Origin of the sequence: Gimesia aquarii (assembly GCF_007748195.1) — a bacterium.
GTDB classification, from domain to species: domain Bacteria; phylum Planctomycetota; class Planctomycetia; order Planctomycetales; family Planctomycetaceae; genus Gimesia; species Gimesia aquarii.
Window position 1 is genome coordinate 4,004,341 of sequence record NZ_CP037920.1, and the last position, 12,004, is coordinate 4,016,344.

Annotated in this window: 7 protein-coding genes; 3 read left to right on the forward strand and 4 right to left on the reverse strand. The window is 44.1% G+C overall.

The features are described from left to right. Nucleotides 1-124: 124 nt before the first annotated feature. The 3 genes from V144x_RS15545 to V144x_RS15555 all read left to right on the forward strand — a co-directional run bounded on the left by V144x_RS15545 (nt 125) and on the right by V144x_RS15555 (nt 3,101). On the forward strand, nt 125-511 hold the full coding sequence (locus tag V144x_RS15545) for a hypothetical protein (RefSeq protein ID WP_144986045.1): 387 nt from the start codon (nt 125-127) through the stop codon (nt 509-511). A 189-nt stretch (nt 512-700) separates the two neighbouring features. Beyond that, a complete protein-coding gene (locus V144x_RS15550) occupies nt 701-1,060 on the forward strand; it encodes a hypothetical protein (RefSeq protein ID WP_144986046.1) in 360 nt (119 codons plus the stop codon). Between the two features lie 319 nt (nt 1,061-1,379). Beyond that, entirely contained in the window at nt 1,380-3,101 is a 1,722-nt protein-coding gene (locus V144x_RS15555) for an ATP-binding protein (protein WP_144986047.1), read from the forward strand. A gap of 12 nt (nt 3,102-3,113) precedes the next feature. Here V144x_RS15555 and V144x_RS15560 read toward each other — a convergent pair whose 3' ends face one another. From V144x_RS15560 to pepT, 4 genes are all read right to left on the reverse strand, one after another. Next, entirely contained in the window at nt 3,114-7,487 is a 4,374-nt protein-coding gene (locus V144x_RS15560; protein WP_144986048.1) for a serine/threonine protein kinase, read from the reverse strand. A gap of 247 nt (nt 7,488-7,734) precedes the next feature. After that, nucleotides 7,735-8,634, reverse strand: a complete 900-nt coding sequence (locus V144x_RS15565; protein ID WP_144986049.1) for a hypothetical protein — start codon at nt 8,632-8,634, stop codon at nt 7,735-7,737. Next, nucleotides 8,631-10,301, reverse strand: a complete 1,671-nt coding sequence (locus V144x_RS15570; RefSeq protein ID WP_232102543.1) for a S41 family peptidase — start codon at nt 10,299-10,301, stop codon at nt 8,631-8,633. The genes V144x_RS15565 and V144x_RS15570 overlap by 4 nt, the downstream gene beginning before the upstream one ends. A 450-nt stretch (nt 10,302-10,751) precedes the next feature. Further along, nucleotides 10,752-11,984: a peptidase T gene (pepT, locus tag V144x_RS15575; protein ID WP_144986050.1), complete on the reverse strand. Its 1,233-nt coding sequence runs from the start codon at nt 11,982-11,984 to the stop codon at nt 10,752-10,754. Between the last annotated feature and the right edge of the window lie 20 nt (nt 11,985-12,004).

A 12,004-nucleotide genomic window follows, 5' to 3' on the forward strand; every position in this document is an offset into this window, starting at 1 on the left:
CGTTTCAAGATTTCAAGAATCGATCAAAAACGGCTTTTACATCGACAATCAACCCCTAAATTGCCGATGAAATGAAAGCGGCCTTCAAAAATGAAGGCCGCTTTTGATATTAGGGGATTTGTGAATGTCCAAACATAGCAACTACTTAGCCATTATACTCAGCATGCTTTTTTTGCAAGTAGGCTGTAAAACCATTCCCGATTATCATCAGCCCGCTGGATTTAGCAGTACCTACCATCAGAAAATCTATCCAGAAACGGCCATCGCTTCTTTACCCGAAAGTTCGGCAGTGCGGGAGAAAGCTGATCAAGGAGTCTTTTTCCCCAACGATGTTAAGGTCAAACAACCCAAATATCATGCACCTCTGGCTGAAATCAGAGGCCCCATCACTGATGAAGAGTTGAAGAATACACGACGACGTTTGCAACTGGATAGCCTGCGAAGAGCCGATGAATTCATCAATCAAGAGCCAATCTACAACCAGAACTTCCCGGCTCCCGCCGCCTGGTAGTCCAAGTCTAGATTTCGTTTGAATGCCTGCCTTTGTAAAGATTACATATTTCAGAAAACTGGAATTCAGTCTGATACTCTGCTTTTGACAGAATTTTTAATAAGAGTTATCTTCCCAGCCTTGCTTGCTGAAAATTTAACTGTGAAATGATCTTCACAGTATATTGACGAAACGGGAAGGACCCCAAACGTGGTAACTGGTCAACATATTGTTGTCTTTGATGGTTTAAATGAAACAGAAGAAGTTCTGAAAGCAGTATTAGAGCCACAGGGTTGTCGGGTTAATCGAGTACGAATGCAGAACAGAGTTGAAGTTTCTGGTCATCAAGAAACTCCCAGTATTATTATCGTGCATGATAATGATTCGACTGAATCCACAACAAATCAACTTGGTTGGAACGAAGTCCCCAAAGTTGTCATTGGTTCAGTGAAGGCATCAAAACCAGAGAATACTACTGCTTCCACTCGCTTTCTCGTTCAACCATTTCAATACGCCGAATTGATTGATTCGATTGAAAGTCTCTTGCAACAACCTCAGTCAACGCATTGACGACATGTAATTTCTCCCCACACATCTCGGTTCGGGCTGAAGCTAGTATTTGAACATGGCTTCCCATTGGGATATGATTCTAATTAGGGTGTAAATTATAGAAAATGAGCAATAGCAACGATGAAGCGATACAATGTCCCCCCCATGGTGGATGCACGTTTGCAAAGCTTATATAAGAGCTGACTAGCGGGAATCCTGGCATTCAGCTTATTCAAGAATAATCTAAATGAATCAATCCAGATATTTGCTCACTTTGAATAGATAGCAGACAATATCTCAACGTGCTGCAGGTCCAGTCGTTGGCTGGGAACAACAAACAATGAAAAGGTTTATTGAGAAAGATGTATCCAAAGCAACGCTACTGGTAATCCAGGGTGTTGATTTGGGAACTCGGTTTAAACTCGGCACTGAACCAGCGGGAGTAGGGCGAGGTGTTCGAAACGAAATTCGGATCCTGGATACCGAAGCATCCCGGCGACATGCCCTGATTTCATTCAAAAATGGTTCCTACATCATCACCGACCAGAATAGCTCTAATGGCACCCTGGTAAATGGAACACAAATTCAATCGATTAAATTAAATAATGGTGACCACATCCTGATCGGTCGCAGCCTGCTTCTTTTTTCGAATCAATCAATCGATGAAGATTCCCGCTATATGGCTGAGAAGGTAGATTTAATCAGCAATGAGGAATCTCACCACTCCAGTATTACACACGAAGTGAATCACCACTTCGATTCTGTGATTCTTGACACAGCTGACGTTTCTGGAATTATTCCACAACATGAAGTTCAAAATGACCTCCAGGCGCTTTATCGTGTTGCTGAGGCTTCTGTCAGCCCGACCATCTCACAGGAAGAATTGCTCAAACGAATTCTCGACCTCACAATAAATACCGTAGGCGCGGACAGGGGCTGTATGTTGATCACTGACCCGCAATCGGGTGAAATCCTTCCGCAGATCTATAGTAGTAGAGAAAAGATAAAAGCTGGATCGCGTATGCCGGTCTCTCATAGCATCGTTGATTATGTCCTCAATAAAAAACAGGGAGTCCGGACTTCGGATGCACAGCGGGATCAGCGTTTTGATGGAGGAGGCAGTATTCTCCAGGCAGGAATCCGTGAAGCCATGTGTGTTCCCATGCAGGGAAGACACGAATTAATGGGGGTCATTTATGTCGATACGACAACATCACACCCTGAGAGCATCCTAAAAAATGGTGCTGTTGAAAAATTCAGCGAAGAACATCTCAGATTACTGGTAGCGATCGGGCGTCAGTCGGCACTGGCGATTGAGAACTACCGATTCCAAAACGCCATGTTAAAGGCGGAACGCTTTGCCGCCATGGGACAAACCATTGCCACTTTGAGCCACCACATAAAAAATATTTTACAGGGAGTTCGTGGTGGGAGTTATCTGATCGACATGGGCCTGAATAAATCCGAAGAGGATTTAGTACGAAAAGGCTGGAACATTGTTGAAAAAAATCAGAATAAAATCTATCACCTGGTTATGGACATGCTCACTTTCAGCACAGAGAGAAAGCCTGCATTGGAACCAGGATCTATCAACACTCCCGTCAAAGACGTTTATGAATTGATGCAAGCACGTGCTGAAGAATGTGGTGTCATACTAAAATGTGAACTGGCAGAAGATCTCCCAGACTCTGTGTTTGATCATGAGGGAATTCATAGAGCCGTTTTGAATATTGTGATCAACGCCATTGATGCCGTAGAAGGCTCTGAAAAAGAAGGGATTGTCCTGCTCGAAACGACGTTTTTAGCCAAATCTGATCAGATATTAGTTATGATTTCTGATAATGGTGCAGGCATTCCAGAAGAGCAAATCAATAAAATCTTCAATCTATTTGAATCGACAAAAGGTGCAAGAGGTACCGGAATCGGACTTGCAGTGAGTCAGAAAATTATTCGAGAACATGGTGGTGAAATCAAAATTGAAAGCGAACCAGAGAAAGGCTCGCGTTTCACACTCTCCATTCCCTGTCTGGATGAAGATCATCCGCCAGTTGCTAGCTTGTAAAACCATCGCTATTTAAAAGGCGAGCTTATTGCGTCCAGGTTTAGAACGGCTGTTACTGCTTTCTTTCAAGTTCTGTTCTAATTCAGACAGTTTTGCCCCAATGGGTTGTTTTAATTCCGACCAGGTTGCAGCCTTACAAGTTGGCAAAAGTTGAAAATCACTTGACATAATTTTCACTAAAGGCGGAAGCTTCTGTTCCTGTAAGATGATCCCTCCCGGTGAAGCTAACGGACGTTGAGTCACCTCTTCGCCGAATAGATTTTTCATTCCCTTTGAAAACGCGGCACTTGTTGTTTGAGAATTATTTCCACTATCGGCCAGTAAATTCAACCGTTCAATCATAAAGCCATTCGAATTACCCCACCACTGGATTAACTTTTTCTTCTGGAGAGATGGGGGAATAGCAAATAAAGATACAGTCCTTGATAAATCTGCACGAACAGCGGAAGTCGAGGGTGCTGGCATAAATATCGAATCGTCGGCAAATATTTGTAAAGAACCTATGCCTGCTGAAGTTCCGAGAGACTCTTGAAATGTAAAAACAGATCTTCCTGGAGCAAAAGTGCTTTGTTTCAAAGACACTTGAATTGACGGCGAGTCCGAGCCCGGTGCATCAAATGCAAAAAGATTTTGCAAACCTAATAAGAGGCTATTTTGAATCTCTAGACTAAGTCGTAATGCGCGTGACTCAATGATCGTTCCGGAAGCAGTCAGAAAAGAACGATCAATCATAACTTGGCTCGTTTGCTTCGTAGCAGCAGGCTCCACATACACAACAGATTGAAAGCGTTTCTCGTTGAACAACATCGCTTTCAAAACACATTGGTCCAATGCCACTCGACTATTCTGGCAAATCAGAAAATGCTTAGGAATAACACCTCTTCGTTCAGCTGCAATTTGGAAATTGCCACCGACCATCTCCAAAGTCGAGTTTCTTGATGTGATGAAGGAAGAAATCGCAGTCGACTTTTTATCTCGAGAACGTTTTGGGGTAGCAGAAGGTGACAGTTTTAATTGTACAACAAGCGGGCTGCCTCCTGCTTTTTGCTGAAATTGCAAACGTACCTGTTTATTCTCTAATATGATGGGAGAGGTATAGCAAATTCCTTCACCATTTACGAGAACATTCGTAGGGCCTGATATTCCCGAACTTTTGAGAAACTCACTTAGATCACCTTTTGTCATGTCGAAGGTAACCGTTTTCGCTTTTGTGAACACTTTACGCAGTTGATCATAATTTTGAGGTCTATGCTGATACGCGCTGATTCGTTTCAGTTGGCCTTGGGAAAGAGATGTTAATTTGGCAGGGTCACAGCCTGCAATCAGTCCTCCTTCGGAAATCGCATAAACACTCTTCTCTTTGGAAAAATCCAGTAGGGACTTCACAAAAGCTGGAGTACGTAACTGACCCATTTTAGAAGGAATTTGATTGTTAAATGCGTCTTCTAATACAACTCCTCCCCAGCTTTGCTGCCAGATACGGTGAGAATCAATTTGAAACGTCTTATGAGTGTTACTAGAATCTATAGATTTTAAATAGAGAGGCCACCCCCACAGCAAAGTGCTTTCCAATTGAAATTTGAGCCCACTGAAACGACTTTTATTTTGTGCGCGTAATTTATCCTGAGGCCAGTCGATCAAGGAAACCATGGACGATTGCTTTTCCTTTGGATTTCCCATCAAAACAGAATTCACGACGATTATATCAGTCCGTGAAGGTGAGATTTTTGCTGTTGCATCCTGTCCAGGTTGATTTGATTTTTTTGATTCTATTGGACCATTCAACTCAAATATGGAACGGTCAGAGAGCAGGGTACTGGAAAAGATTCTGAAAATACACGGAACATTACGTGCTTCCAAATCGCTACTGGATTTTGGCTTTATCTCCTGAGATGTCAGCTCCAGACAAGGACTTCCCTTCGTAGAAATAAAGCAATTCGAAACCAATACGTCGGCATAAGGCTGGTTGACATGAATTGCTTCCAGTTGACTACCAGTAATAACAGAATTTTCCAGGAGAATACGTGTTTCTCCTTGAGGCCTTGCTGTTGTTGAACGAATCTTACCGATTGAATTTACCAACCGAAAGGTTCTTTTTTGATTCGCTCCAATCAACCCAAAAGAACAGTTCTGAAATGTGATGTCACTCTGATCGATCTTAAAAATATCGCATGTGCCAGAATCTGGAAATTGAGAAACATCACACAAAAAATGAATGCCTTGTAAACGAAGCACTCCACCAGAAAACGAGATCACATTTAGTTCTGGTTGCTTCTGTGTGACTTCATCCGCCTGAATCACTACAACCGGGTTCTGTTCCGAATCCGCCATAAGAATGAGTTCTGAGATATTTTGGAGACGATGTGGTTTAAGTAGAAAAGGTCCTTGGCCAAGCAGACGAATCACTGCTCCTTTAGAGTTGACTGCTTGGATCGCACTATTAAGACTTTGATAGATCCCGGTTTCTGACTTCCCTTTAGCTACTTTCAAAACCGGTAAATTAGGATATGCTTTGCTGCCATTCGCAGCGCCCAGCGATATAAATCCGGTGCCCCATTCAGGGAGATATTTTTTTTCCTGACCCCGCGCTGCTACATTCTGCCACTTTTCATTCGTTTTATGATTGCTGTCAGTCGCCTGACTCTTTTCCGCACTGTTGTTGTTTTCAGAAACATCAACCGGTTGCTGATTCGAACCATCATCAGCAGACTTTGTTTGATCACTGTTTTCGTCGGGGCTCTGAGTTTCAGAGCTATCTGAATTGGCTTGTTGTTGCTGTTGATTCTGGTCGGCCGATGCGAAGGGATTATTTCCTTTTCCCTGTGGAGTAGGAGCGGATGAACTAAATGTTTTAATACCCCACCAGATAAGTAGAATCAAAAGAATCACTCCACCAATCAACTTGGCAATCTGTGTGTAATCTACGGCAACTCCGTTTTCTGAAGCAGAGGTATTATTGGGAGCTACAGGCCCCCTTTTCCGAGAAGGCTTCTGAGGTCGGCTTGGAGCCACAGATTCTTTCCGAGATTTTTTTGGATTCTGAGCAACTGGTTTTGATCGCTTTTGCTGCTTAACTGGAGTTTCCTGCTTTTTCGAACGGGCAGTCTCCCTCGCTTTCACAGCAGAATCAGAAATCACCGAACCTTCTTGAATTGGAGGAGCCGAATCTTGTGTTCTTGAAAACTCAGTGGTTTCATCGGCAATTGGTTCTGGCTCAACAGTTTTTTTGGGCCGTTTCTGCGAACGTTTCACCTTGGGCACGAGAGTTTCCGATTCAACCTCTACTTCTGCTGCCAACTGTTCCAAATCGAAGCTGGTACTGAGGCGATTGCTTGTTTCCTCTTCGGTTGTCTCAGCCGGGCTACTATAATCCGGCATAAATTGATTGATCAGAAAATCACTACTATCCGCCTTTTGATTTGTAATCGTTTCAAGTGTTGCTTGCTCACTATCCGATTCATCACTGGCCAGTGCTTCCAGAACGTTGTTGTCGACATTCGATCGTTTTAGATTTGAATTTTTTAAATCTTCCAGTAACTCTTCTGGGTTTTGGTATCGATCATTTTGCGATTTTGCCATCATCCGTTGAATGATGGCCACAATTCCCTCAGGCACTCGGTCATTTAACTCCCGGGGATCGGGTGGGGGAGTGGAAGCATGCGCAGCCAACTTATTGGTCAGACTTCCTTCAGAAAAGGGAGCACGCCCAGTCAACATGTGATACCAGGTACATCCCAGAGAGTAGATATCACTCCGAATATCAGCAGCCTTGCTGTCTCGCGCCTGTTCTGGCGCCATATAATCCACTGTCCCTACAGTGGTGCCGGCCCGCGTAATACTTGTCTCTGTATTGTCATCAATAGAACGAGCCAGCCCCAAGTCTGTCAGTTTTACGACGCTATCCTGCCGAATGAGAATATTCGCAGGCTTGATGTCTCGATGCACAATGCCTTGCTGATAGGCATGTGCCAACGCTTTTGTGACCTGCGTGATAATTTCCAGTGAACGGCGAACTGGAACACGATTCCGTTTACTGATCAGATTATGTAAGTCCGTACCCTCTACATATTCTAATGCAATATAAAGATAACCATCTTCTTCACCCGCATCATAAACAGAAACAATATTCTCATGACGTAGATGCGCGGCTGCCTGACCTTCAGCCTTAAAGCGTTTAACAAGCACGGGATTCTCTGCTTTGTCGCGGGGTAGGACTTTTAATGCAGCCAGTCGATTTAATGTTGTATCGCGGGCAAGAAAGACTGCTCCCATGCCTCCAGCACCAATTTCTTTTTGAATTTGATACTTGCCAAGCGATTCCAGTTTGGGGACGCGCGCGGACTGGCGTTTTTTCCTTTCAGGAGTCTCCTTATTCCGCTTGGCCATCGCCTACCTCAGAACTGTCTGAATCGACAAATTCAAAAAACGCTTCACTTACAGCATCCGTTTTTTGAATAATCAAGAATTGATTTCATGTTCGTAGTAACATGAAGCTGGAAGACTATATATCATAAGTAGTTGGAAGGGCAGAGTCAAAATAGACTCTCTTCCTTTTCTACATTTCTGAGACAATGAATTCTAAATCATTCTGTTCGAACACCTCTTTTGTCGTCAGAATCTTCCTCAAATCGGTTTATATTGCATCTGCCCAGTCCAGGCACTGAACAAGTCCCGATTTCATGCCACAAATGCACCATTGACCAAAGGGGTCACAGGCGACTTCAATCGCGTCGTCTGGAATAGCGCCCCCCCAGAGAAGTTTCCCTTCCTGATTTAACCAATATAATTCCTGCTCAACGGTCGCAGCGACAATTCGATTTGCCGTATAATCACAGGCAATCACTTTTGGTGTTCCCTCGAAAACAAGTGTACCTGCTGTCTCTCCTTCGTGGTCAAAAATTAAGATCCCGTAGTTAAAGCCTGCAAGAAAAATATGACGCGCATCACCGGCTATAGCGATACCGCCACAATTGGACCAATGTTTTTCACTCCAGATGCAGATACCTTCCAAGTCATAACAACACAGTAAACCATTTTCTGCAGCACCGATTAAACGTGGTTCTGTGACTTGAAATTGTAAATAACTAAGAGGACGAATGGTTTCAAAGCTAGCGACTTTCTTCTTCTGTGAGTCGATGAGAATCGTTTTCCCACTGGCAATGCTCACGGCGATATAGTCACCATAAGAATCCATCGTAATTGCTAAACATTCAACAGAAAAAGAAATCGCCCATAAAACATTTAGATCGCGATCAAAACAACAGATATTATTATCGGCGTAAATTGCGGCTCCCAGTTTACCACGGTCACTCCAGTGAACCAGCTGTACGTCTTTAATACCGCGATTCAGGTGCAGGAATTGCCCCTGTCGATCTAATAAATAAAGGCCGCCTGAAATATCGGCGGCCAGAAGTTCTCCAGTTTCCCGTGCCAGGTCCAGCGCAATTAAAGGAGCTTCTGTCGAAAATGACCACCGTAAATCAGGGGTCGGTCCTTTTCCTTGTCTGAGCCAGTCGGCACGTTCATCCATCATGGTGTTACTGCATATTGCCTTTGCAGGATTTGTAAGCCACGTTTGATGTCAGAGTCTGCTGCCAGTCGTTGCTCACGTGTCGCACCATACATGGCAGTCTGCAGTTCATCTTTCTCAACTGTGATTTTAGGTTCTATCCCGATCTTACCATAAGTATTTCCTTGAGGCGAATAGAACTTAGCAGTTGTCAAACGTAAACCAGTCGAACCTCGAATGGGAAAGATACTTTGTACTGACCATTTTCCATAAGTTTTACGGCCAATCACAGTCGCTCGGCGATGATCTGTAAGAGCCCCCGCCACGATTTCACTGGCACTGGCACTGTTCTCATCCACTAATAATACTAATGGGATCTTCCAGGTTCCAGGACGGTGAGCCGAATAACTCCAGTTCTGGTCCGAAACACGTCCGCGTGTTGAAACCAATGTACCTTCTTCCAGAAATCGATCAAGAACTTCGACCGCCGCAGAAAGCAAACCACCGGGATTTCCACGGACATCCCAAATCAAAGACCGCATTCCCTGGCCATGCAATTTTTTTAACGCAGCATCCAGTTCAGAAGCAGACGTTTTCTGGAAACCAGTCATTTTGATGTAAGCAATTCCGTTGTCTTGATCAAGCATCTTTACAATGGGAAAACTTTTCACTTGAACCGCTTTTCTCGTGACTCTGGCAACACGAGTCGCACCACCATCCGGACTTTCCAGTTCTAAGACAACCTGACTTCCAGAAGGACCACGCAAGAGATTGGCAGCCTGATCAGTCGTCATGTTTCGACAATCTGTTTGATCGATACTGACAATATGATCTCCCGGCAACACGCCTCCCCGTTCAGCGGGACTGTCTGGCAGAACATTGATGAGTAACATCCCTTCGCCGATTTCCGCTTTCATTTCTATGCCAACACCGACAAACTCTCCTTCAATGTTATCATAAAGGTCCCCCAGACGTTCGGGAGTCAGAAAACTGCTGTAATCATCGAGTGCATTACAACCACCAAACATATATTCAGAGATCACTGCCGTGTCACGCAGTTGAAGATATTGATAAGATAAATCACAAACTTCATTAATCAGTTGGTGTGCCCCGTGATGACTTGAAACTTGCTTGTTCCAATATTTTTCTCTCAAGATACGACGAACAGTACGAATTTTTGCAGGTTGTACATTGCTCAAGTGTGCTTTGGTGAATTGATCATTCGCTAGTGCCAGATAAAGACTCTCAGTACCATGCGCTACATACGATGTTGTGCTAAGCGGATCGACAAAATGTGACTGAATTTTTGATAAGATTTCGTCGAAAAGAATGAATGCTTCACGTCGCGACTGAGATAAGAGAACTTTAGAGAAACTGTCATCTGTATAACGTCGATCGATACCAAAATGAATTTTGGCACGACGCAGACCGTATTTAATATTATTGTTCTCAGGCCACTTCTTCAAAGCGGATTCATAATGCTCAATTGCCTTAATCCATTGTCGCGTCTGCTCAAACTCTTCTCCCTTAGCAATGGCCTGGCTTTGCGTCACAGGAATGACAATAGGTAATTCACCGGGGTCTGCATAGGCAAAAGTTGAAGCCAATGCTAACGAACATCCCAATAAATATACGCATATATTACTTAATTGCAGACTCTTCAGAAGTCGCGTCTTAGTAGTTGAAAACATGGTTCCCCCTCTATTCCAGCGATTCATCCTGTTATTGATGGCCGCCACAAGCAGGGCTCATCTATAGCTAGCAGGAACGTAAGCGCCGGATCGCGCTGCACAAAAATGTACAGCGTATATTAAACGATTATCTTGCCGATATGTTTAACATAAGCCACAAAAAATCGATGGTCAAACAATCGTTTTCATGAAGATGTTGCATGACCTGCATAATCGATTTATTTTTAAATATTGATTCAAAAGCAGAGAATCGAGCATCTAAGCTGAAAGCCGTTTATTTGTCTTAACTCTTTACGGCTATAGACAGATGAAGTTCGGTTACCCTTCACCAGCCTTGCTAATCAATACGATTGGTATAACCTGACCATGAGCGATTCCTTCAGGAATTATTGAAACAAACACACGGAATCGACTCAACTCCTCATCTAGTATCTTCAACGTTTCGAAAATTCAACGTTCCTGCCCCCAGAGAATGGCAAGTTGTTTCAGTACGGCGACCGCCTGCTGCATCTCCTCAAGTGTTGTCCATTCCAACGGAGAATGAGGATTGTGTTGACCACTGGAAAGATTGGGAGTTGGCAATCCCTTTTCGGTTAACAGGGAACCATCTGTTCCACCACGAATCACGTCCAAGTTAGGCTTTAACCCAGCAGCACGTGTGGCTTCTATCGCTTTCTGCAACGCACGAGGCTCTTTCTGCAAGCCATCGCGCATATTACGATACTGTTTGTAAATGGTAATCGTGATTTCGGCTTTCGGGTGCTGTGCTCGTAGGGGAGCAGCCAATGATTCCAGGAGATGTGCGTATTCTGATAGTTTTTCCGTCTCAAAATCTCGCAAGATCAAACGAGCAGAGGCTTCAGATACACTTCCTTCCAGATGATAAGGATGAATAAATCCCTCGCGGCCCTCTGTCGTTTCAGGACTGAGTGTTTCCGTCGGTAATTGAGAAATCAAATCACACAAGATGCGATTTGCGTTAACCATCACTCCTTTCCCAACAGAAGGATGGGTATTCACTCCACGCACGACAATCACTGCCTGATCTGCGGAAAACGTTTCAGAATCGATGCGCCCACTCCCGTCACTATCCAGTGTGTATGCACAACAGACGCCAAACGCATTCAAATCCAGCTTCTCGATACCTCGACCAATCTCTTCATCACAGGTAAAACAGAGGCGTACAGGGCCGTGCTGAATTGTGCGATCCGACATCAATTCCGCAGCAGCAGACATCATTACCGCTACACCAGATTTATCATCTGCCCCCAACAGTGTCGTCCCATCTGTGGTAATGACCGTCTTGCCTTGCATCGCTTTCAAGCGTGGCTCTTCGCTGACTTGTAACACTCGAGAAGGATCACCAGGGAGCACCAAATCTTCGCCTCCATAGTTCTCATGTACAATTGGTTTGACATTTGTGCCTGAGAATTCCGGCGAGGTATCCACATGCGCTACCCAACCAATCGCAGGGACATCTCCCTCAACGTTTCCAGGAACGGTTGCCATCACAATGCCAAATTCGTTTATTGTCACCTCTTCAAGCCCTAATTGCTGACACTCTTCAAACAACATACGGCTTAATACCAATTGCTTTTCCGTACTGGGAAATGTCGGGCTTGTTTCATCAGACTGGGTATCAATTTTCACATAACGCAGAAAACGATCGAGTAATGTATCCATAAAAGCCAAGTTCTCTTTTC

Bases quoted from the DNA above. Each gene is read 5' to 3' on its own strand.
- V144x_RS15555 (WP_144986047.1), top strand. From the start codon at position 1,380: ATGAAAAGGTTTATTGAGAAAGATGTATCCAAAGCAACGCTACTGGTA.
- pepT (WP_144986050.1), bottom strand. From the start codon at position 11,984: ATGGATACATTACTCGATCGTTTTCTGCGTTATGTGAAAATTGATACC.
- V144x_RS15560 (WP_144986048.1), bottom strand. From the start codon at position 7,487: ATGGCCAAGCGGAATAAGGAGACTCCTGAAAGGAAAAAACGCCAGTCC.
- V144x_RS15545 (WP_144986045.1), top strand. From the start codon at position 125: ATGTCCAAACATAGCAACTACTTAGCCATTATACTCAGCATGCTTTTT.
- V144x_RS15565 (WP_144986049.1), bottom strand. From the start codon at position 8,634: ATGATGGATGAACGTGCCGACTGGCTCAGACAAGGAAAAGGACCGACC.
- V144x_RS15570 (WP_232102543.1), bottom strand. From the start codon at position 10,301: ATGTTTTCAACTACTAAGACGCGACTTCTGAAGAGTCTGCAATTAAGT.